The organism is Brachybacterium paraconglomeratum (genome assembly GCF_039541415.1).
In the GTDB taxonomy this organism is placed as follows: Bacteria; Actinomycetota; Actinomycetes; order Actinomycetales; family Dermabacteraceae; genus Brachybacterium; species Brachybacterium paraconglomeratum_A.
Genome location: NZ_BAABGE010000009.1, coordinates 118,821 through 141,126, shown reverse-complemented (window position 1 = coordinate 141,126; position 22,306 = coordinate 118,821). Strand labels below are relative to the sequence as shown.

19 protein-coding genes are annotated in these 22,306 nt (G+C 69.9%); 10 read left to right on the top strand and 9 right to left on the bottom strand.

Annotated elements, in window-relative coordinates; translation table 11 throughout:
- Nucleotides 1-53: 53 nt before the first annotated feature.
- From ABD893_RS14350 to ABD893_RS14340, 3 genes are read right to left on the bottom strand one after another with little or no spacing between them, the layout of a single operon-like run.
- A complete protein-coding gene (locus ABD893_RS14350) occupies nt 54-998 on the bottom strand; it encodes a carbohydrate ABC transporter permease (RefSeq protein WP_345081687.1) in 945 nt (314 codons plus the stop codon).
- Complete coding sequence (locus tag ABD893_RS14345) at nt 995-1,921, bottom strand: carbohydrate ABC transporter permease (RefSeq protein ID WP_345081683.1); 927 nt, start codon at nt 1,919-1,921, stop codon at nt 995-997. The genes ABD893_RS14350 and ABD893_RS14345 overlap by 4 nt, the downstream gene beginning before the upstream one ends.
- Entirely contained in the window at nt 1,918-3,255 is a 1,338-nt protein-coding gene (locus ABD893_RS14340; protein ID WP_345081680.1) for an ABC transporter substrate-binding protein, read from the bottom strand. Before ABD893_RS14340 ends, ABD893_RS14345 begins: the two co-directional genes overlap by 4 nt.
- Before the next feature lie 134 nt (nt 3,256-3,389).
- Between ABD893_RS14340 and ABD893_RS14335 the strand changes: the two genes are divergently transcribed.
- Both ABD893_RS14335 and ABD893_RS14330 read left to right on the top strand, forming a co-directional pair.
- A complete protein-coding gene (locus ABD893_RS14335) occupies nt 3,390-5,459 on the top strand; it encodes a beta-galactosidase (protein WP_345081677.1) in 2,070 nt (689 codons plus the stop codon).
- Between the two features lie 37 nt (nt 5,460-5,496).
- Nucleotides 5,497-7,110, top strand: coding sequence for a glycoside hydrolase family 53 protein (locus ABD893_RS14330; protein WP_345081674.1), 1,614 nt, complete (start codon nt 5,497-5,499; stop codon nt 7,108-7,110).
- Nucleotides 7,111-7,126: 16 nt separating this feature from the next.
- On the opposite strand, the gene ABD893_RS14325 is transcribed toward ABD893_RS14330, so the two are convergent.
- A complete protein-coding gene (locus ABD893_RS14325) occupies nt 7,127-8,605 on the bottom strand; it encodes a dihydrolipoyl dehydrogenase family protein (protein ID WP_425548384.1) in 1,479 nt (492 codons plus the stop codon).
- 51 nt (nt 8,606-8,656) lie between these two features.
- Here ABD893_RS14325 and ABD893_RS14320 point away from each other — a divergent pair, with 51 nt between their 5' ends.
- The 7 genes from ABD893_RS14320 to ABD893_RS14290 all read left to right on the top strand — a co-directional run bounded on the left by ABD893_RS14320 (nt 8,657) and on the right by ABD893_RS14290 (nt 17,453).
- Nucleotides 8,657-10,618 (top strand): glycoside hydrolase family 15 protein, encoded by a 1,962-nt coding sequence (locus ABD893_RS14320; protein ID WP_425548383.1) that lies wholly within the window; start codon nt 8,657-8,659, stop codon nt 10,616-10,618.
- A 123-nt stretch (nt 10,619-10,741) separates the two neighbouring features.
- On the top strand, nt 10,742-12,220 hold the full coding sequence (locus ABD893_RS14315; RefSeq protein ID WP_345081668.1) for an NAD-dependent succinate-semialdehyde dehydrogenase: 1,479 nt from the start codon (nt 10,742-10,744) through the stop codon (nt 12,218-12,220).
- Nucleotides 12,221-12,376: 156 nt separating this feature from the next.
- Complete coding sequence (locus tag ABD893_RS14310; protein ID WP_345081666.1) at nt 12,377-13,354, top strand: hypothetical protein; 978 nt, start codon at nt 12,377-12,379, stop codon at nt 13,352-13,354.
- Between the two features lie 80 nt (nt 13,355-13,434).
- Nucleotides 13,435-13,755 (top strand): DUF3870 domain-containing protein, encoded by a 321-nt coding sequence (locus tag ABD893_RS14305; protein ID WP_345081663.1) that lies wholly within the window; start codon nt 13,435-13,437, stop codon nt 13,753-13,755.
- 177 nt (nt 13,756-13,932) lie between these two features.
- The gene (locus ABD893_RS14300) at nt 13,933-15,084 is read left to right on the top strand and encodes a DUF819 family protein (RefSeq protein ID WP_345081660.1); all 1,152 of its coding nucleotides are present in this window, start codon (nt 13,933-13,935) and stop codon (nt 15,082-15,084) included.
- A gap of 14 nt (nt 15,085-15,098) precedes the next feature.
- Nucleotides 15,099-16,232: a dipeptide epimerase gene (locus ABD893_RS14295; protein WP_345081658.1), complete on the top strand. Its 1,134-nt coding sequence runs from the start codon at nt 15,099-15,101 to the stop codon at nt 16,230-16,232.
- 90 nt (nt 16,233-16,322) lie between these two features.
- On the top strand, nt 16,323-17,453 hold the full coding sequence (locus tag ABD893_RS14290; protein WP_345081655.1) for a C40 family peptidase: 1,131 nt from the start codon (nt 16,323-16,325) through the stop codon (nt 17,451-17,453).
- A 127-nt stretch (nt 17,454-17,580) separates the two neighbouring features.
- On the opposite strand, the gene ABD893_RS14285 is transcribed toward ABD893_RS14290, so the two are convergent.
- The 5 genes from ABD893_RS14285 to ABD893_RS14265 form a co-directional block, all read right to left on the bottom strand.
- Nucleotides 17,581-18,438 (bottom strand): serine hydrolase, encoded by an 858-nt coding sequence (locus ABD893_RS14285; protein WP_345081652.1) that lies wholly within the window; start codon nt 18,436-18,438, stop codon nt 17,581-17,583.
- 27 nt (nt 18,439-18,465) lie between these two features.
- On the bottom strand, nt 18,466-18,960 hold the full coding sequence (locus ABD893_RS14280; RefSeq protein ID WP_345081649.1) for a PTS sugar transporter subunit IIA: 495 nt from the start codon (nt 18,958-18,960) through the stop codon (nt 18,466-18,468).
- A gap of 11 nt (nt 18,961-18,971) precedes the next feature.
- A complete protein-coding gene (locus ABD893_RS14275) occupies nt 18,972-19,820 on the bottom strand; it encodes an aldo/keto reductase (protein ID WP_345081646.1) in 849 nt (282 codons plus the stop codon).
- A 63-nt stretch (nt 19,821-19,883) separates the two neighbouring features.
- Nucleotides 19,884-20,357: an NUDIX domain-containing protein gene (locus ABD893_RS14270; RefSeq protein WP_345081643.1), complete on the bottom strand. Its 474-nt coding sequence runs from the start codon at nt 20,355-20,357 to the stop codon at nt 19,884-19,886.
- Nucleotides 20,354-20,959, bottom strand: a complete 606-nt coding sequence (locus tag ABD893_RS14265) for a PTS sugar transporter subunit IIA (RefSeq protein ID WP_345081640.1) — start codon at nt 20,957-20,959, stop codon at nt 20,354-20,356. Before ABD893_RS14265 ends, ABD893_RS14270 begins: the two co-directional genes overlap by 4 nt.
- Nucleotides 20,960-21,083: 124 nt before the next feature.
- Between ABD893_RS14265 and ABD893_RS14260 the strand changes: the two genes are divergently transcribed.
- Nucleotides 21,084-22,040 (top strand): sugar-binding transcriptional regulator, encoded by a 957-nt coding sequence (locus ABD893_RS14260; protein ID WP_345081637.1) that lies wholly within the window; start codon nt 21,084-21,086, stop codon nt 22,038-22,040.
- The last annotated feature ends 266 nt before the right edge of the window (nt 22,041-22,306 follow it).

Here is a 22,306-nt window from a genome sequence, read left to right as displayed (position 1 = left end):
CGAGAACCGCGAGCGCATCGGGCCGGCTCCGTGCACCGCGGGGCCGGTCCGGCTCATCCCTTGACGGCACCGCCGGTGAGATCGGACTGCCAGTAGCGCTGCAGCAGCAGGAACAGGGCGATCAGCGGCAGGATCGAGACCAGCGCGCCGGTGATCACGGTGGTGTACATCGCAGGCTGCGAGGCTCCCTGATTCATGAGGGTCGACAGACCCACGGTGATGGGGAACAGCGAATCGTCGCCGAGCATGATGTAGGGAAGCATGTAGTTGTTCCAGATCCCGACGAACTGGAATAGGAACACCGTGACCAGGCCCGGCATCATCATCGGCACCGCGAAGCGGGTGAAGATCCGCAGCTCGCCTGCTCCGTCGGTGCGGGCGGCCTCGATCATCTCCCGTGGGATCGAGGCACCGGCATAGATGCGGGCGAGGTAGATCCCGTACGGGTTCAGGATGCTGGGCAGGAACACCGCCCAGTAGGTGTTCGCGAGCCCCGCCTGGGCGAACAGCAGGTACTGGGGGACCGCGAGGATCACGGCGGGTACCAGCACCCCGGCGAGGATGAGGTTGAAGAAGAGCTTCTTGCCGCGGAAGTCGAACATTGCCAGCCCGTACCCGGCCGCTGCGGAGACCAGCGTCGAGACCAGCGCGCCGCCGATCGCGTACAGCGCGGTGTTCCCGGCCCAGCGCAGGAACAGCCCGTCGCGATAGGCGAACAGATCCTGCAGGTTCTGAAACAGATGCGTGGAGGGGGCGAAGGTGAAGGTGGAGAACAGCTCGTCCGCGCTCTTGGACGCCGCGAACAGCACCCAGACGATGGGGATCAGGCAGTAGAGGGCACCGAGCACCAGAACGCCGGTGGCGAGGATGGATGGGCTCTCCGCTCCGGCGCCTCTGCGGGAGGAGCGGGAGCCGCTGCTGGAGCCCTCCGAGGGCTGGGTTGCCGGGCGGGTGGGAGGGGCTGAGGTCGTGGTGGAGGTGGTCATGACGGTGCTCACCGTGCTTCCTGGGCAAAGGCCTGACCGCGCACCAGGCGCAGGAAGCCGAAGGAGATGACGAAGGTCGCGAGCGCCACCAGCACGGAGCCGGCCGACGCGGTGTAGATGTCGTTCTCGACGAAGGCGTCGCGGTAGATCCGCATCAGGGGCGACCAGGTCGTGGAGATCGAGTTCGTCAGCGGCCGCAGCAGCATCGGCTCAGCGAACACCTGCAGGGTCGCGATGATCGAGAAGACACAGGTCATGATCAGCGAGGGCAGGATCATCGGGACCTTGACCCGTAGCGCGGTCTGCAGCTCGGAGCAGCCGTCCAGCGTTGCCGCTTCGTACAGCTCGCCGGGGACGGACCGCAGCGAGGTGTAGAGGACGACCATGTTGAATCCGGTGCCGCCCCAGATTCCGATGTTCGCGATCGCTAGCAGCACGAGCTCCGGGGAGAGGACGTCAGGCAGGCTCCCGCCGACGGCCTCGGCCAGGTAGTGGAACGGGCTGGTGCCGGGCAGATAGAGGAAGCCCCACAGCAGGGAGGAGATCACCGCCGGCACGGCATACGGCAGGAAGATCGCTATCCGCGCGATGCGGCGCATCCGGGCCGACTTCGAGTCCAGCAGCAGCGCGAAGAGCAGGGCAAGACCGAGCATGACCGGCACCAGCACAAGGCCATAGACGAGCACCCGGCCGGCACTGGCCAGGAACTCGCTGTCCGCGAGAACATCGGCATAGTTGCGCAGGCCGGCCCACACCTCGGTGCGGCCGCCCTCACCGAGCCCGAGGCCGACGACCTGCTCCCGGCGGAAGCTGACGTAGAGCGCGTACAGGATCGGGATGGCGAGGAACGCGATGAAGCAGAGCGCAGCGGGCGCGACGAAGAGATAGCCGAAGCGGTCGGTGCGTCGGCGCAGGGACGAGACGGTGGTGCTCATGCGAGGTGGTACCCCTGGTTCTCGAGGTCGGCGACCGTTCCCGTATGCACGGCGGCGACCGCTTCGCCGAAGGCCGCGACAGTTCCAGCCTGGGTGGCCTTGGCGAAGGCATCGTTGAAGATCGAATAGGCGACGTTGACGTTGGGGCCGAAGACGAAGGGCTGCACACCTTCGGCGTTCTGGGTCGAGAGCTCGTAGAAGTCGGGCTGTTCGGGGAAGAAGGCAGGCGGTTCGGCGAGCGATGCCTCCGCGTTCGGCAGATCTGCCGGGAAGATCCCGCTGAGCTGAGCCAGGGCGAGCACGCCCTCGGGCGAGGTATTCATCCATTCTGCGAAGCGGACCGCTGCGGTCTGGTGCTCACCGCCGACGACGACCGCAGTGGTCGAGCCGCCCCAGTTCCCCGTGTCGTTCTCTCCCGCGTTCCACTGGGGGATCGTGGCCATCCGCCACTTCCCGGCGGTGGAGCCCGCATTGCCCTCGAGCACCCCGGGCGCCCAGGCCGCGGAGACCCAGCCGATCTGGGTGCCGGCGTTCAGCGCGGCATTCCACTGCGGCGTGTACATCGGCTCTGCGGAGATGACGCCCTCCTCGACCAGCCCGCCCCAGTACTCGGCGACCCGGCGGGTGGGTTCTGCGTCGATCTGAACCTTCCAGCTCTCTCCCTCGATGCCCCACCAGGACGCCCCGGCCTGCTGGGCCAGCCCCACGAACAGGCCAGGATCGGTGGAGGAGAAGGTGCCCAGATACATCGAGGGGTCGGCCTCGTGCACCGCTCTCGCCGCTTCGGCGTACTCCTCCCAGGTGGTCGGAGCGGCCAGCCCGAGCTCGTCGAAGATGTCTTCGCGGTAGTACAGCTGCAGCGGGCCGGTGTCCTGAGGTATGGCATAGACCGCTCCGTCGCCGACCCCGATGGCGGACCAGATCCCTTCGGAGAAGTGATCGGGGGTCTGCGGGTCCAGCTCTGCGGAGATGTCCGCGATCGCATCGGCGGCGACCAGCGAGGTGATGGTCTGATACTCGGCCTGCACCAGGTCGGGGGCGCCGTTGCCGGCACGCACCGCGGTGAGCAGCTTGGTCACCGCTGCATCTCCCGCATCCTGCCTGCTGACGAGGACCTGTACGTCGGGGTTCTGCTGGTTCCAGAGTGCGACCACGTCCTCGATGCCCGGTGCCCAGCTCCAGAAGGTCAGTTCCACGGGGCAGGAATCCGCGTCGGGGCCGCAGCCGGCGAGGCCTGCTGCTCCCAGCCCGGCCGCGCCGAGAGCGCCGACAGTCTTCAGGAGCCGTCGGCGCGAGGGATGCCGGGACGGCCAGGGGTGATCGGCACGGGTCATGCTCGCCTCCTTGCGATGAGCGGGCCGCTCGGAGTGAGCGTCGCTGGTCGGCATCGTAGAACTGTGATCGTTTACAGTCAATAGCTAGCCGGGGAGTTGCAACGCCGGGCAGTTACGTGCAAAAGTCCTGCACCATGACCCGTCATCGATTCCAGTCCGCAAGCTCTGAGGGCGTCTCAGGCTCCCCCGTCGGCGCACACCCGCAGGCCCGCCCTTCGTGGCCGCTGGGCCTGGACGGTCTCGCCTACGGCGGTGATTACAACCCCGAGCAGTGGACCCGGGAGACCTGGGTCGAGGATGTGCGCCTGATGCAGGAGGCCGGGGTGAACCTGGTGAGCATCGGGATGTTCTCGTGGGCGAGCATCGAGCCGCGCCAGGGAGAGTTCCACTGGGAATTGCTCGACGAGATCTTCGCGCTGCTGCACGAAGCCGGGATCCGGATCGACCTCGGCACACCCACCGCTGCCCCTCCGGCCTGGTTCTTCCGGACCCATCCCGAGGCACGGGTGGTCGATCGCGAAGGTCGGGCTCTGGGCCCCGGCTCACGGGGCATGGCCTGCCCGTCAGCGCCGGCCTATCGAGTGGCGGCCACCGGGATCACCCGTGCTCTGGCCGAGCGCTACGGCGACCATCCCGCCCTCGCGCTCTGGCACGTGCACAACGAGTACGGCGCTCCCGTCGGGGAGAGCTTCTCGAGCTTCGCGCAGGAGGCGTTCCGGCACTGGGTGCTGCAGCGCCATGGCTCGCTCGAGGCTGTCAACGCCGCGTGGGGGACCGCCTTCTGGGGTCAGGTGTTCGGCGTCCCCGAGGAGATCCACGCCCCGCTGCCCACCCCCTCGGTGCAGAATCCCTCGCTCGAGCTGGACTGGCGGCGCTTCAGCTCCGCGCAGATCCTGGACTGCTTCCGCGCCGAGCGCGACGTGCTGCGCGAGCTCACGCCCCATATTCCGGTGACCACGAACTTCATGGCACACACCTGCCCGAACATCGATCTGTGGGAGTGGGCCGACGAGGTCGATGTGGTGTCCAACGACCACTACCTGATCGCCGCCGATGAGCGGAACTTCGTCGAGCTCGCCCTCGACGCGGACCTCACCCGCTCGATCGCCCGGGGGCGCCCCTGGATGCTCATGGAGCACTCGACCTCGGGAGTGAACTGGCAGGGCCGCAATATCGCCAAGCAGCCCGGGGAGATGGCCCGCAACTCGCTCGTCCATGTGGGTCGAGGGGCGGATGCGGTGATGTTCTTCCAGTGGCGCGCCTCCCGCAAGGGCGCCGAGAAGTTCCACTCGGCGATGGTCCCGCATGCCGGCACGGGTTCGCGGATCTGGGGCGAGGTCAGCGACCTCGGCGCCACGCTGGACGGACTCGCCGACCTGCGCGGGGCACGCGTGGAGGCCGACGTCGCGATCCTCTGGGACTGGGAGTCCCACTGGGCGCAGGACCTCCCGTGGCGGCCGGCGGACGATCTGAGCCATCGCGCTCAGATCCAGGCCTGGTACGAGCGGCTCTGGCGCGACCATCTCACAGCCGACTTCGCCCACCCGGAGGATGACCTGAGCGGGTACCGCCTGGTGCTCGCCCCAGCGTCGTACCTGCTCACCGATGCCGCGGCAGCGAACCTCGACGCCTATGTGCGCGACGGCGGGAACCTCGTGGTCGGACCGTTCTCCGGCATCGTCGACGCGGAGGACGGGGTGCGAGAGGGCGGGTTGAACGCTGCGCTCGCCCCGGTGCTCGGCGTCGAGGTGCACGAGTTCTGTCCCCTGCGCGAGGGCCAGGAGGCGCGTCTGGTGCTCGGCGGCCGTCCCCTGCGCTCGCGTCTGTGGTGCGAGGACCTGCAGCTGCGCGGCGCCGAGGAGATCGGCAGCTACGCAGATGGTCCACTCCCCAACGGCATCGCCGCGACCCGGCACTCCTACGGCGCCGGCACCGCCTGGTACGTGGCCTCCGATCTGGACGTGGAGGACCTCTCTGCCCTGTTCAGCGAGCCGTACGCCGCCGCCGGCCTCGCTCCACGGGATCTCCCCGAGGACGTCGAGCTGCTCGAGCGCACGGGCGAGGACGGCACCCGCCACCTGATCGCCGTCAACCACATGGCACAGGTCGTGACCGTCCCCGCAGGGGGCCACCGACTCACGATCCCGGCCGGAGGCGTCGCCACCGCGCGCATCCCCTCGGCCTCCACGGCCGCCGCCGACTGACGGCGGTCCCACCGCAGTTCCGACGACAGGGAGCACGATGATGTCCACCCATGAGACCCCTCCGGCCCGCCCGCTGATCTCACGCCGAGGCTTGACCGGCCTCGCCGTCGGTGCGACGGGCGGCCTCGCCCTCGGTGCACCCGCGCAGGCGGCGCCGGCCCGCGGAGAGCTCGTCAACCCCGGCTTCGGGGACGGGCTCGCGCGCTGGCCCGTCCAGGGTGACCCTGCGGCCGCTCGCGTCGTGGCCGTGGGCGGCCGTCCGGATGTACTCCACCTCGAGCCCGCCGCGGGCGATTCTGTCGCGGTCACCCAGAAGGTCGTCGTCGGCCGCGGCGGCGAGCGCATGCTGCGGGCTCGGGTCCGTGCCGGTGGCGATGGTACCGCTGCCACTGTCCAGCTTCGCTCCCGTGGGCGTGCGCACACGGTGCGTGTCCCCGTCACAGGGGCCGGCGGTGCCTGGCTCGACCTCGCCCTCTCCGACGCGGACGCGCGGGGAGTGCTCGAAGTGACCCTGTCCGTCACGGGCCGCAACGGTGCCTGGGCACAGTTCGACGATCTCGAGCTCGAACTCGGCACCGCCGCACGCACCGTGCGCGGTGTCGACCTCTCGGGCATACCGAAGAACGAAGAGCACGGGGCCATGTACTTCACGGCTGATGGCTCCGCTTCGGTGGACCCCGTCGAGGTGTTCGCCGAGCACGGCGCAACCCTGGGGCGCCTGCGCGTATGGGTCGACCCGGCCGACGGCTACTGCACGCCCGAACACACGGTGGCGATGGCGTGCCGGATCCGCGATGCCGGAATGGCGGTGCTCGTCGACTTCCACTATTCGGATGAATGGACCGACCCCGGCGCACAGCACGTGCCCGCGGCCTGGTCTGGCCTCGACGCCGATGGCCTCGCGGCAGCCGTCTCCGAGCACACCCGCACGACGCTCACAATGCTGCGGGAAGCAGGAGTCGAGGTCGCCATGGTGCAGGTCGGCAACGAGATCAATCCGGGGATGCTCTGGCCGCTCGGCCAGACCTGGGACGTGGACGAGTCCGATGGCGTAGCAGGCACCCAGTGGGAGAACCTCGCACACTTCCTCACTGCGGGCAGCCGCGCGGTGACCGAGGTGTTCCCCCACGCCGAGGTAATGCTCCATCTGACCAACATCCACGATGGCATCGACGGCCTGACCTGGTGGTTCGATGAGGCCGCGTCCCGCGGGGTGCCCTTCGACCTCATCGGGCTGTCCTATTACCCCTACTGGCACGGCACTCTCGGGGACCTGCAGGAAGCCGTGGCCACGCTCTCCGAGCGTTACGCGCGGGACGTGGTCGTCGTGGAAGTCGCCTATCCCTTCACCCTCGAGGATGACTCGCGCGTGCCGTATCCGAACATCGTCACCGCAGAGACCGACCTTCCTGCGGGGTATCCGGCGACCCCGACGGGGCAGGCAGCCTTCTTCCGCGCGGTGCAGGATGTGACCATCTCCGCCGCAGGGGGACGCGGGCGTGGCGCCGTCTACTGGGAACCGGCATGGACAGCCGTTGACGGTGCTGGCTGGGATCTTCACGACCCGGCCTCGGGTAACGCCTGGGAGAATCAGGCGATGTTCGACTACGAGGGCCGAATGCTGCCGGAGGTGCTCTCCGAGCTGGTCTGAGCAGTCCTGGCTGCGCTCAGCCCAGCAGCGGTGCCAGCTTCCCGAGCGTCTCGTTGAGCGCCTCGGTCGAGGATGGGTGGGTCCAGATCCCGTTCTTGAGCTGGGTCGCGGTGGTGCCGGTGCGCATCGCGAGCGCGAGAAGGTTGATGACCTCCTGGGCGTCGACGTGGAACAGTCGCGCGCCGAGGATCTGATCGGTCTCCGCGTCGACCACGATCTTGACCAGGCCTCGTGGATCGGCCACCGCCTTCGGGCGCGGCATCGCCTTGATGGTCGCGACCTGCTGGCTCGCCACCAGGATCTTCCGCCCCTCGGCGAGAGCCTCGGTCTCGGTGAGGCCGACGGCCGCGAGCGGCGGGGTGAGAAAAGTGGTGGTCGGCACCGCGATGCGGTCGGTGGTGGTGCGGCCGGACGCGCTGCTCCCGGAGGTGCTGTTCCAGGGCGCACTGCTCCCGGAAGTGCTGTTCCAGGAGGTGCTGCGGTTCCCCTCGCCGGTCAGCTGGGAGAGCACCACGCGGAAGTCGTCGAGGGACAGGTAGGTCTGCTGCTCACCGCCGTGCACGTCCCCGATCGCGAACACGCCCTCGGCGCTGGTGCGCAGGTGCTCGTCGACGTTGATCGCGCCGCGCTGGTCGGTCTCTATCCCCGCGGCCTCGAGCCCCAGCCCATCGGTGGCGGGGCGTCGGCCGGTCGCGAGCAGCACCGCGTCGGCCTCGAACCGCTGCTCGTGTCCCCCGCCGTCGGCCACCACGGTGGCGCCGGACGGGCCATCCTCGATCGCCTGCGCCGAGGCGGAGTTCAGCACGGTGATCCCGTCTCCCTCGAGCACGGCGGCGACCTCGCCGGCGACGTCCGCGTCCTCTCCGGGCAGCAGCCGCTCGCGACGGTTCAGCACTGTCACCTCGGCCCCGTAGCCCGCGAACATCGAGGCGAACTCGAGTCCGATCGGTCCGGCGCCGATGATCACGAGGCGGGCGGGGAAAGGCTCCACGTGCTGCAGCGAGGTCGAGTCATGCACGCGTGCAGAGTCGAGACCGGGCAGGTCCGGGCGCACCGGGGTGGCACCGGTGTTCACGATGATGACCGGCGCGGTCACCGTGAGCGTGTCCTCCCCGCCGGTGACCTCGAGCGTGCGCTCACCGGTGAAGCGGGCCCGGCCGTCGATCAGGGTGAGGGCATCGAGATCGGCGAGCATCGCATGGTTGACCTCGCGCATCTTTCCCACCACGGTGTCGCGGCGGGAGACGGCGCGGCCCCAGAACTGCTGCGGGTCCTCGTCCTCCCGGCGCTGCTCGGCATCGTGGATCAGGGTCTTGGTGGGCACGCAGCCGATGTTGATGCAGGTGCCGCCGTGCATGTCCTCGAACTGCTCGATCATCGCGACCCGTCGGCCCGCGGCCCCGAGCGCGGCGGCGAGGGTCTTGCCACCCTTGCCCCAGCCGACCACCAGGACGTCGAAGGAGAGTGGACTGTCGGAGCGCGGCGCAGAAGTCATGAATCCACCGTAGACCTCCCCGCACCGCCTGTCCCGTGGTGGACTGGCGCCATGGCTGCACCCCTCATCGAAGACCACGCCCTGCTCTCGGACCAGCGCGCCACCGCGCTCGTGACGCGCGAGGGGGACATCGACTGGCTGTGCCTGCCACGTTTCGATTCCGATGCTGTCTTCTGCTCGCTGCTGGGAACGGAGGAGCACGGGCACTGGTCGCTGCGGATCGCCGACGGCGAGGTCCTCTCCCGTCGCTACCTCCCCGGCACGATGGTGCTGGAGACCCAGTGGCGCTCCCCCACCGGGACCGCGACCGTCACCGAGTTCATGCCGATCGCCGGTGGCGACGCCTCCACCCCCGAGGCCGCGAGCCCCGCCGCTGGGATGCCGGGCAGTGGAGAGGCCGACCAGGACAGCGGCCAGAGCGGCGACCAGGGAGACCCGGAGCGCGACGACGAACTTGATGACGCGGGCGAGGCCTCCGGCTCCGCGGGGTCCCTGAGCGGTGATACCGAAAACCACGCCGATCTGGTCCGCATGGTGCGCTGCACCGGCGGCGAGGTCGAGGTGGTCCAGGAGCTGAAGATCCGCTTCGAATACGGGCTGGCCACGCCCTGGGTGCGCCGGGGCGTGGACACTGCCGGTGAGAAGGTGCTGATCGCGATCGCGGGCGGTGACGGGATCGCGCTGCACGGTCCTGCGCTGACCGCCGGAGAGAACCGCTCGCATCAGGGACGCCACCGTCTGGCCGCCGGGGAGGAGACCGCATGGGTCCTCACCTGGTTCCCTTCCTGGCTCGAGGTGCCCCCGGTGCGGGGCACCCGCAGAGAGCTCGAGCGCACCATCGCGGAGTGGACAGGCTGGCTGGGACAGGTGCGGGTCGATGAGGAGCATGCGCAGCCGGTGGCCCGTTCTCTGCTGGTGCTGAAGGCTCTGACTCATCGCCGCACCGGCGGGATCGTCGCCGCGGCCACCACCAGCCTGCCGGAGGACTTCGGTGGGGTGCGCAACTGGGACTACCGCTTCTGCTGGTTGCGCGATGCAGCGCTCTCGCTCGAGGCGCTGCTGACCCATGGGCACGTGGACGCCGCCGCCGGGTGGCGGGAATGGCTGCTGCGGGCGATCGCCGGAGATCCCGAGCGGCTGCAGATCATGTACTCGATCACCGGGGATCGGAACCTGCTCGAGCAGGAGCTGACGCACCTGCCCGGCTACGAGGACTCCGTGCCGGTGCGGATCGGCAACGGCGCGGCCGGTCAGTTCCAGGCCGATGTGGTGGGCGAGGTGATGATCGCCCTGGCGATGATGCGGGATGCCGGCGTCGAGGAGACGCAGTGGTCCTGGCCGCTGCAGAAGGCACTGGTGCGCTTCACCATCGACCGGTTGGAGGAGCCCGATCAGGGCATCTGGGAGATGCGCGGAGAGCCGGCCTTCTTCACCCACGGTCGGGTGATGGTCTGGGCGGTGTTCGACCGGGCGATCGATGCCGTGCGCAGCCATGGGCTGCCGGCGAGCGCCGAGGAGCTGGCGCTCTGGGAGCGGCTGCGGGAGCAGGTGCGCGAGGAGGTGCTGACCCGCGGCGTCGGCCCCGACGGCGCGTTCACCCAGACCTACGGCTCCACCGAGGTCGACGCCTCCCTGCTGCAGATCCCGCACACCGGATTCCTGCCGGCGGATGATCCCCGCATGCTCGCCACCGTCGCGCGGATCGAGCAGGACCTCCACGTCGAGAACGGGCTGATCCTGCGCTACCGCACCCAGGGCCAGGACGGCCTGCCCGGCGATGAGCACCCGTTCCTGGTGTGCTGCTTCTGGCTGGTCGAGCAGTACGCCGCCTCCGGCCGCACGGCCGACGCCGAGGCCCTGCTCGAGACGCTGCTCGCCTGCGGGAACGACCTGCACCTGCTGGCCGAGGAGTACGACACCGGGGCTCGGCGCATGGCGGGGAACTTCCCCCAGGCCTTCAGCCATCTGGGCCTGATCCGCGCCGTGGATGCCCTGGGTGCTGCTCGCGGCTGACGCCCGAGCCGCCCCCGCGCACCGCGCCGGGACGAGCTGCTGGCCGCTGACCGGTGCCTGCCCGTTCCTCGTGAACGGGTGCAGACTGGGAGCGAACCTCGTCGACCACAGGAGGAGCACCCCATGACCGAACAGCCCGCTCTCACCCCCGCCCGCATCACCGAGCTGCTCGAGCGCACACCGCGCAGCTCGTTCGTGGGCGGTGGCTTCCTCGGCGGCACCCCCTCCCTCGAGGTGATCGACCCGGCGACCGGACGGGCCCTCACGCAGGTCGTCGATGCGGATTCCGCGACGATCGGAATGCAGGCGCTCGATGCCGCGCACGCCGCCCAGGAGGACTGGGCCGCGACCACCCCGCGGGAACGCTCGGAGATCCTGCGCCGCGCCTACGAGCTGTGCCATGAGCGGGCAGACGATCTGGCGGCGCTGATGACCCTCGAGATGGGCAAGCCGCTCGCGGAGGCCTATGGCGAGGTCACCTACGGCGCGGAGTTCCTGCGCTGGTTCAGCGAGGAGGCGGTGCGCCTGCCCGGCCGCTTCCGTCACGCCCCCGCCGCGGACCACGCGATCGTGACGGTCGCCCGGCCCGTGGGCCCCACGCTGCTGATCACCCCGTGGAACTTCCCGCTGTCGATGGGCACCCGGAAGATCGCTCCGGCGCTCGCGGCAGGCTGCACCGTGGTGCTCAAGCCTGCACAGAAGACGCCGCTGACCTCGCTCGCGCTGATGGCAATCCTCGCTGAGGCGGGCGTGCCCTCGGGGGTCGTGAACTGCGTGGTGACCAGCGATTCGAAGGGCCTGTCCTCCGCGCTGATGGCTGACCCTCGGCTGCGGAAGGTGTCCTTCACGGGCTCCACCGGGGTGGGCCGCACCCTGATCGCGCAGTCCGCCGAGCACGTGCTGAAGACCTCCATGGAGCTCGGCGGCAACGCCCCGTTTCTGGTGCTGCCCTCGGCAGATGTCGACACCGCGGTGGAGGCGGCGATGCTCGCGAAGTTCCGCAACAACGGTGAGGCCTGCACCGCCGCGAACCGCTTCTACGTCCACTCCTCGGTGGCCGAGGAGTTCACCGAGAAGCTGGTCGAGCGCACGGAGCAGCTGGTCCTCGGCCCGGGGGCGGCGCCGGGCACCACCCTGGGCCCACTGATCGACGAGGCCGGGATCGCGAAGATCGAGGAGCTCACCGCCGACGCGGTCGACCGCGGGGCGCGGGTGCTCACCGGGGGCACCCGGGGTGAGGGGCCGGGCTTCTTCTATCCGGCGACCGTGCTCGCGGACGTCCCGCGCGAGGCGCGGGTCCATCGCGAGGAGATCTTCGGCCCGCTGGCCCCGCTGACCGTGCTCGATGATGTCGAAGAGATGATCGCCGCAGCGAATGACACCGAGTTCGGGCTGATGGCCTACGTCATCGGGGAGGATCTGCGCGAGATCACCGCGGTGGCCGGCCGGCTCGAATCGGGGATGGTCGCGGTGAACCTCGGGGTCGCCTCGGATCCGTCGGCACCCTTCGGCGGGGTCAAGGAATCCGGGCTGGGCCGTGAGGGCTCCCACGAGGGCCTCGCCGAGTTCCTCGAGACCACGTACCTGCGTCTACCGCTGTGAGCGGCGGGAGGTCGGTCCGCTCGTCGAAGGTCGACGGCAGAGATCCCAGCAATCGATTGCCCCCGTCCCCGTGAGTCGCTACGGTCGTGCCGGAAGGTCCCATCCACGACCCTCGCCGACGTCCAGAGCCGGGCGCGGCGGCACAAAGAGCTCAACGTGCGCACCATCTCCCGATCCGCAGTTGCCCTGTCCACCCTGGCCCTCGCCTCCGCCGGCCTCGCGCTCGGCGCCGGCAGCGCGAGCGCTGCCCTGACCACCTACTGCGACGGAGACGCCTCGGGGGTGACCGTCCCCGGCGACCTCGTCGTCGCCGAGGACACCTCCTGCGTCCTGACCGACGTGACCATCGAGGGCGAAGTCCGCGTCCAGGCAGGCGGCGATCTCTTGGTCACCGATACCTCGGTCACCGAGCGCGTGGTGGTCCAGGGCGACGCCTACTTCGACGCCACCGGCGCCACGATCGGCGGGAACGTCGTCTCCCAGGGCGGGTACGGCGTCTACCTCGATGCCTCCGCCGTGGGTGGCAGCTACGTGGGCCGGGCGGGCGAGGATGCGGAGCCCTTCCTCTACTCCTATGACACCGCGATCGATGGCCGCGTCACCGTGGCCCAGGGGCTCGTACATCTGCAGACGGTGACCGTCGGCGGGCACCTGACCAGTGAGAACTCCCGGTACACGGACATCATCGACTCGACTGTCTCCCGCGATCTCACCGTCACCAGCGCTGTCGAAGGCACCGCGCTGTGCGGCAGCGAGGTCGACGGCGTCGCGACCTACACCGGCAACGCCGGCGTGCAGATCGGCACCGGCGGCGCTCTCATCGACTGCGAGGACGCCAACTACCTCGGCGGCGACCTCACCATCTGGGACAGCACCGACGGAGTGGACGTCTCCGACAACATCATCCGCGGCGACCTGGCCGGCTCGGGCAACGCCCCGGCGCCCACCGGCTCTGACAACCGGGTCCGTGGCGAGGCCGGCGGTCAGTTCGCCGAGCTGACCCCGGCCGCTGCCACCATGAGCGCCCAGTCCTCGACACAGGACCACCAGCAGGAGCTGGACGGCAAGCGCGCCGAGCGCCGCGGCGCCGCTGAGGAGGCCGCCGAGCTCTCCGGCCCGGCCCACCTGCTCTGATCCCTCCGGTGCCTCGCAGCCCCCGACCGAAGCTCGATCACGATGCTCTGGCCTGGGGTCGCGCCGCATAGGATCCCCTCATGTCCTCCACGATCTACCTCACGGGTGAGGCGAAATCGCCGACCAACAATCCCATCACCTCGCAGTGGGGACTTTTCTTCATCGGCCTCGTGGTCGATACTGAGACCCACGTCATCCAGAATGCGGACTGCACCGCCACGTTGAGGCTCACCGTCGAGTTCGTCCGCGAACTGCTGGTGGGACGTTCGCTCCTCGCGGATGACGCCCTGGTGGAATCGATCACCGACAGGTACCACGGGTCCTCGCAGAGGGCGCTCGCCGCCGCAGTGCGCAGCGCCGCCGCGAAGTACCGCGACTTGTCGGCCGACCCCGTCGGGTGACTGCATGATCTGTTAGCTCGACAACTCAATACCCGCTGCCGCCCGCCCGGAACCTCACCGAACCGGATCCCGTCGGAAGCACCGAGATCGCGCCTGCCCCCAGGCGCCGATCCCCGGTGCTTCCGATTTTTTTGTCCCTGGACAGCGACCGCCTCCCCTTCGACCCTGGAGTTCCCTGTGATCACCGACGGCCTGCTCATGCTCGGCGTCCTGCTGGCGCTGTCCTGCGCGCTGATCGTGCTCGAACGCACGACCGGCTGGAAAGTCTTCAAATACGTGCCGGGCATGGTCTTCATGTACCTGCTGTGCGCGACCCTCAACACCCTGGGCGTGTTCGGCCAGGACGAGGCCACCCGTGCCCCCATCGCGCAGGTCAAGGACGTGCTCCTGCCGGCGATGATCTTCCTGTTCCTGTTCGGCTGCGACATCCGCAAGATCATCAAGCTCGGCCCGAAGCTGCTGCTGACCTTCTTCGTCGCCTCCGCGTCGCTCTCGGCGGGCATGGTGATCGTCTACGCGATCTTCCAGAACGCCGTGCACACCGAGGCGTGGAAGGTGTTCGGCGCCCTGCTCGCCTCCTGGACCGGTGGCAGCGCGAACATGGTCGCGGTGCAGGACATCCTGCAGGCCCCCGAGAACATCTTCGGCTACGCCCTGATCACCGACACCATCGGCTACTCGGTGTGGCTGATGCTGATGTTCGCCTCGGTCGCGGTCTCCCCGAAGTTCAACAAGTGGACCAAGGCGAACACCACCTACCTCGGCTCCCATGCGGGCACGCTCGAGGACGAGAAGCGTCCCGTGACCGTCTCTTCGCTCGCCATCGTCGTGTTCGGCGGCATCTTCGTGTCGATCCTGTCGATCTGGATCGGTGGCCTGCTGCCCGAGTACGGCGCGGTCATCAACGGCACCACCTGGTCGATCCTGATCGTCTCCCTGCTGGGGCTGGTCGTCGCGGTCACCCCGCTGGGCAGGACCGCCGGTTCGAGCGAGGTCGCGACCCTGATGCTGTTCGTGGTGATCGGCCAGATCGCCTCCGGCTCGGACTTCTCCGCGATCACCCAGGCCCCGATCTACCTGCTGATGGGCGCGATCGTGCTCATCTTCCATGCCGCCGTGATGATCCTCTACGCGAAGCTCACCAAGACCGAGCTGTTCTCCCTCGCGGTCGCCTCGACCGCGAACGTGGGCGGCATCGCCTCGGCCCCTGTGGTCGCGGCCGCGTTCAACAAGCAGCTGGTCCCAGTCGGTGTGCTCTACGCGCTGATCGGTTCGTTCGCGGGCACCTTCGTGGGCCTCGCCGCCGCACAACTCATGTCCTACCTGTGAGAGGGGTGCGCACCATGACCGATCAGCTCGCGCCCGGAGCGAACCCGCTCACCGTGGTGGCAGTGCGCTCCCACCGCCACCGGGCACCGCTGCTGCGGCCCTTCATCACCGCCGCCCGCCGCACCGAGTCCGTGGACTATGTGGTCGCCGAAGTGGAGCTGGCCGGCGGCACGATCGGCCAGGGCTCAGCGGCGGAGACCGTCGCCGTCACCGGCGAATCAGCCGACACCATCTCCCGCGCCCTGGACGGTCCGCTCCGCGCCGCCGTCGAAGGCGTCACAGACTCCGTGACCGGGCTCAGCGCCCGCGTCGCCGCGGCGCTCGAGGGCGCCACCAGCGCGAAGGCTGCGATGGAGGTCGCGCTGCACGATGCCTGGGCCAGGGATGCGGGACGCCCGCTGGTCGAGCTGCTCGGCGGCCGACTGGACGACGGGCTGATGAACGATATGACCATCTCTCTGGAAGATCCGGAGGTGATGGCCCAGCACGCCCGGGAAGCGATCGGCGCAGGCGAGCAGATCCTGAAGATCAAGCTCGGCCATGACATCGCCCTGGACCGCGAGCGGCTCGCCGCCGTGGTCGAGGCGGCCCCCCACGCCCGCCTGCGGCTGGATGCGAACCAGGGCTGGACTCCCGAGCAGGCGATCGAGATCATCACCGGCTTCACGGCCGACGGCCTGCCGATCGACCTGGTCGAGCAGCCCGTCGCGGCGGCGAACATCGAGGGGCTGGCGCGGGTCACCGCTGCCGTGGAGCTGCCGATCATGGCCGACGAGGCGGTGTGGACCGCCGACGACGCCCGCCGTCTGGTCGACTCCGGTGCCTGCGACCTGCTGAACATCAAGCTCGCCAAGACCGGCGGGCTGCGCGGGGCACTCGAGATCGCGGAGGTCGCCCACGCCGCTGGGGTCGAGTGCATGCTCGGCGCGATGATGGAGCCGCGGATCTCGATCACGGCCGCCGCGCACCTGGCCATCGCCCATCCCGCGATCACGATGATCGACCTGGATCCGCCCGCCTGGTTCGCCTCGGATGTCCCCGCCGGCGGCTATCGCCAAGACGGTGCATGGCTGCGGCTCACCGGCGGACCGGGCCTCGGGCTGGAGCCGCTTCCGGCCGACGTGGACCGCGCCGGGGGTGATCGGTAAGCAGCTCTCGACTCCTCTCGAGCGCCCAGTGCGCGACACCGACCTGCGGGTCCTACGCAGCAATGTCCCGTCACCTTTGAAGGAGATCTCATGACCACGCACCCCTCCACCTCTCGCCTGAGCCGACGCGACGGCCTGCGCCTGGCCGCGACCGGCACCGCAAGCCTCGCCGTCGCCGGTCTGGCAGGCCTCGCCCCCGCCGCCCTGGCGGATGCCCCTGCCGGCAGGCCTGCGGCAGCGCCCGCCGTCGGCCCCGGACTCGAACCCGGCACTGGACTCGAGCCCGGCGGTGTCGCGCACGTGGCCGTCACCGCAGCCACCCTGTGGGTGGAACCGGCGACGCACCGACCCGGCATCGACGACCCCTCGCTGACGAACCCCGTGGATCTCGATGCCTGGAACGAGAACACGCCGAGCGACGACTCCCGCGAGTGGTTCCTCGGCCGGCTCGAGACCCAGGCCGTCCTCGGCAGCGAGGTGATCGTCGACCAGATCGACGGCGACTGGGCCCACGTGGTGGTCACCGCCCAGGGCACCCCGCGCGACCCGCGCGGCTATCCCGGCTGGATGCCGACGGTGCAGCTGGTGGCCGACGACGGCTTCCTGCGCGCCTCCGTTTCCGCCCCGACCGCCACGGTCACGGCACTGACCAGCACCCTCACCGGAACCCCGGCCGGCAACCATCCCGGGATCGACGTCTCCTTCGACACCATCCTGCCGGTGCTCGGCCGTACCGGGAAGGCGGTGAAGGTCGCTGTCCCCGGCGGGCCGCCTGCCTACCTGCCGGCCGCGGATGTCATCGTGAGGGAGCCCGGCGAGACCCCGCCGCGGCCCACTGCCGAGGACATCATCGCCACCGGCGAGCGGTTCCTGGGCCTGCGCTATCTGTGGGCGGGGGTGAGCGCCTACGGCTTCGACTGCTCCGGCTTCACGTACACGCTGCTGCATCATCACGGGATCGCGATCCACCGCGATGCCGAGGCGCAGATGCGCACCTCCGGTCTCGCACCGGTCGAGCGTGAGGACCTGCAGCGCGGCGACCTGGTGTTCTTCGCGACCGAGCCGGGCGGCGACTCGATCCGCCACGTCGCCGTCTATCTCGGGGACGACCTGATCCTGCAGTCCCCGAACTTCTCCCGCAGCGTGGAGATCATGTCGCTGACCGAGTACGACCCGATCGGTGAGTACGCCGGGGCCCGGCGGGCACCCTTGGCAGGTTGAGGCCGGGCCCGGCGGGGATGCCGTCGACTACGGGCGACAGAGAGCACGCCCCGGAAATATGACCAGAGCGTGCTCTCTGTCGCCAGTTCCCGACGAGGCCCGCACCTGCGGTGCCCGGTGGCGGCATTCAGCCCCGGGCGCTGTCCAGCAGCTCACGTGCCAGTGCCGTGATCCGCTGGTCCGCCACCTCTGCCGGGAGCCCTGCGGTCATCACTGCCAGAATGCGCAGGTCAGCGCCTTCGGGGTCCCCGATGTAGGCCACGTCATGCCGGAATCCGTCGACCCAGCCGGACTTCGACCCCCATTCGACTCCCACGCGCAGCACGGTCCCGATCACGGGGATCTGCTGCGCGCGCAGGGCATCGCGGGCGAGAGCGAGGCCCTGCCTGGTGACGCCTGGCGCGGCAGGGCCGACGCCTTGCTCGGCAAGGGCGAGGTCCTGCCTGTCAAGGCCGATCGAGTCTCCGCCCCGCACCACGACCCGCATCGTCTCGGCGAGGTCCGCCGCGCTGGTCTCGTTGGTCAGGCCCTGCGCCAGCGCAGCCCCGTCGCCGATCAGCCGCTGCATCCGGGTCGAGACCAGGCCGAGAGCAGTGATCGTGGCGGCCACCGCTGGCAGCCCGATCAGCTCGGTGACCTGGTTGGTGGCCTCGTTGCTGGAGCGGTCGATCATGCGCAGCAGCAGGTCCCGTACTGCGATCGGGGTGCCGTCTGCCGGATGAGTCGGGTCCAGGTGGTCCCCGTCGAGCGTGAACCGTGCACCATCCACCCCGGTGAAGGTGCGCGTAGCAGGCACCTCGGCAGCAAGGTCCAGCGCTCCGTCGGCGGCGGCCCGCAGCGCTGCCTGCAGCACGTGGAGCTTGATGGTGCTCGCCGCATAGTGAGGTCGGCCTGGACCGTCGGAGGAGAGCACCCGGCCCTGCGCATCGAGCAGGGTATGGGTGACGGCGATCTGTGCAGGGGCGGCGGCGGTCGGCAGGGTCATGCCTCGACCCTATGGTGCGCCGTGGACTCACTCCGCGAGCCACTCCCGGGCGCGGCGTTCGAGGTCCGCGTCATCGGTCGCGGCGAGCAGCTCGCGCACGCCGTCGGGCTCCTGCAGCCGCGCCACCAGGTCCTGCAGGGCGGTGAGCTGGCTGTGCGCGTCCGAGAGCACCAGCATCACGATCAGCTCCGCCCAGATCGTGCGCTCCCCGGAGGAGCCGATCTCACCGAACGCCACCGGGTCCCGCGGGATCGCGATGGCGAGGCCCGGGGTGAGCACGTGCTCGGGATCGGTGTGCGGGATCGCCGCGGGCACCAGGGTGGGCAGGCCGGTGGGCTGTCGCTGCTCGCGCAGCAGCACCGCCGCGCCGAAGGACTCGGTGACCGCGCCGATCTCCCGCAGCCGGGCAGTGAGCGCCCTCAGCGCAGCGGGGGCGTCCTCCGCCTCGAGGCCGACGATCGCGGCGCCGGGCAGAACACTCGCCCCGCTCAGCGCGTCTCCAGCAGTGCTGTCCTCGCTCATGGTCGACTCCGTCAGGCGCCCTGGTGGCCTGCGAACTCGTCCGGGTTCGGGCCGCGACGGGCCGCGACGCCCTTGTGCAGCGCGTTGATCTGCGCGACCTCGTCCTCGGTGAGGGTCAGCTCGAGCGAGGCGAAGTTCGAGGCGATGCGCTCGGGGGTGACGGACTTCGGGATCACCACGTTGCCCAGGGCCAGGTTCCAGGAGATCAGCACCTGCGCCGGGGTCGCGCCATGGGCGTCGGCGATCTGGGTGATGACGGGGTCCTCGAGCTCGCCACCGCCCTGTCCGAGCGGGGACCAGGACTGGGTGACGATGCCCTTGCTGGCATGGAACTCGCGCAGCTCGGGCTGGTTGAGGTACGGGTGCAGCTCGATCTGGTTGAGCACCGGCAGCACTCCGGTCTCGGATTCGAGCACGGTGAGGTCCTCGATGCGGAAGTTCGAGGTGCCGATCGAGCGGATCCGGCCCTGCTCCTGCAGCTCCACGAGTGCCTTCCAGGTCTCCACGGCGAGGCCCTTGGACGGGGCGGGCCAGTGGATCAGGTAAAGGTCGAGCTCTTCGAGGCCCAGGTCCTCCATGGTCGCGTCGAAGGAGGCGAGGGTCGCCTCGCGGCCCTGGTCCTGGTTGGGCACCTTGGAGGTCACGAACACCTCGTCGCGGGCGAGCCCGGCGGTCTTCAGCGCCTGGCCCACGCCGGCCTCGTTGTTGTAGCCGCGGGCGGTGTCCACCTGGCGGTAGCCGGCCTCGAGGGCCTTGACCACAACATCCGCGGCGACTGCATTCTCGACCTTCCAGACGCCGTAGCCGAGCTGCGGGATCGAGCGGCCGTCACGGAAGGCGATGCTGGGCGAGGTGGTCATGGTGCTCCTTGCGCTGGGGGCACGGCGTGACGCCGTAGAGGTGATCCCTTCCAGACTAGCCGCTCAGGCCCTGCTGACCCCGAGTGAGAGCGGCCGGTCGCTGGGGTCCGACTCGAGCCAGCGGGCGAGCGCAGGCGGTTTCACGTCGTACTCGCCGAGACGGTCCAGCGGGAGCCAGGCAGTGCCTGCCTGCCGACCGTCGGGCGCGGTGCCCTCTCCGGGCTCCTCCGCCTCGGCCAGCCCGCACCAGTAGGCGACGTTGACCTGATGGAAGGGGGCGATCGCAGAGCCGTCGCGCACGCTCCGCTCGGTCATGAACTCGTAGAGGCAGGCCACCTGATGCACCTCGACGCACGCACCGATCTCCTCCCGGCACTCACGGATCAGGGCGGTGGGCTGGTCCTCGCCGTGGTCCTGACCACCGCCGGGCAGCTCGAACATTTCGTGCCCGGCAGGATGGACGTATCGGTTCATGAGCACCTGCCGGTCCCGGACGATGAGCGCCTTCACCGCCACTCGTGGAGTTCTGGGGCTCATGCGCCAGCCCCCTGAGCCCCGGCCTGCGGCCCGCTGGAGGGCGCGTCGGTGGGTCTGTCGGTGGGGTCGACAGCGGGTCCGACGGCAGGCCCATCTGCGGGCGGGAGAATGCTCGCCAGGTGCTCTTCGAAACGCCGGCGCAGCGTCTCTTCGTCGGGGGCATCCAGCAGATCCTGCACAGCGGACTCGTCGCTGAGCAGGCCCATCAGCTGCTGCAGAGCGGCGAGATGCTCACGAGCATCGGTGAGCAGCGGCATCGCCACCAGGCGCACGTCGACGGTGCTGTCCCGGGTGCCCATCTCTCCGAAGGTGACCGGGCGGGCGAGCGTCGCGACCGCGAGCCCCGGTACCAGCACGTGCTGCGGATCGGCATGCGGGATCGCGGTGGGGATCGGGGTGGGCAGGCCGGTGGGGTAGGTCTGCTCCCGGAGGCGCAGCGCCTTGGGGAAGCCCGGGGTGACCGCCCCGGCATCCAGCAGCCGGCCCGCGAGGGAGCGGAGCGCATCCTCGCTGTCGGAGACGTCCAGGTGGGCCAGGACCACGGTCAGGGCGAGGGGCGCGGCGGGCCCCTCGGCCGCAGGCGGACTCGGTTCTGTGCTCATGGTTCCTCCCTCAGTGGCGACCCCCTGATTCTGGCACCTTCCCGCAGCCCACCTGCGTACGCTGGGCTGATCCGGCTGGGCGCGTCCCGCTCGCGCCGCCCGTCCCCCATACCCAGGAGTGCCCATGCCTGCCCCTCGTGACTCCGCCGTCGTGGTGCGGGCGGCGCGGCTCTATTACGAGCAGAACCGCTCGCAGACCGAGGTCGCGCAGGAGCTGGGGCTGTCCCGCTCGAACGTCTCGCGGATCCTCACCCAGGCGCGGGACCGCGGGATCGTGGAGATCACGATCCACGATCCGGAGGGTCCGCCGCGTCGCGATGAGACTCTCGAGGCGGCGCTGCGGGCGGCGTTCTCCCTGCGTGCGGTGCATGTGGTCTCCGCGCCACGGGCCACGGCGATGGAGTCGGTCGCCCGCGAAGGCGCCGCAATGCTCGCCGAGAGGGCGGCAGGTGTGCGCAGCATCGGGGTGTCCTGGGGGCGGACCGTCCAGAACGTGGTCGCTCAGCTGGAGACCCTCCAGCTGCGGCCCACTCCGGCGGTGCTGCCGCTGGTGGGCGGGCACAGCGCGCTGGACCAGTTCGATTCCGGGGAGTCCGTGCTGAAGGTGCTCGCCTCCCGGTTGGGGGCGACGCCGCAGACCCTCTACGCCCCGGCGGTGCTCGAATCAGCGACCACGGTGGCGACGCTGCGCGCCGAGTCCAGCATCGGCAGGGTGCTGGCGGCGGCCGCTCAGGTGGAGCTCGCGCTCGTGGGCATCGGCTCCTATGGGGTGCACTCCTCCCCGCATGTGCTCGAGCTGATGCGGCTGAGCGAGTCGGAGCGGGCGACCTTCGAGGCCCAGCAGCCGGTGGGTGATGTGTGCGGGCGCTTCATCGACGCGCACGGGGTGCCGCTGGGGGCGCCGACGGATCAACGGGTGCTCGCGGTGACCTTCTCGGAGCTGCTGCGGATCCCCGAGGTGCTGGGGGTCGCCGCCGGAGCGGAGAAGGCCGCGGGCGTGCTCGGGGTGCTGCGCAGCGGGGCGATCGACACCGCAGTGTTCGACGTCGACCTCGCCCGCGAGGTGCTGGCCCTGGCCTGAGCACGGTGTGCTCGCCCCGGACCGGTCCGCCCACCGCAGGGCCCGCCGCTCGCCGCAGGACCCGGCTGCTCACCGCAGAACCGGCCACTCATCTCGGATTGGGCAATTCCGAGCCAGAATCGGCCCACTTCTGGCTCAGAATCACCCGATCCACGGCAATGCGGGCAGGATCGGGGCAGCGCGGGCCGGGGTGGGGCCGCGCAGTTAGCCGCGGAGGCAACCGGGCTGGGCCCGGGCAGCGCAGCTAGCCGTGGAGGCAACCGGGC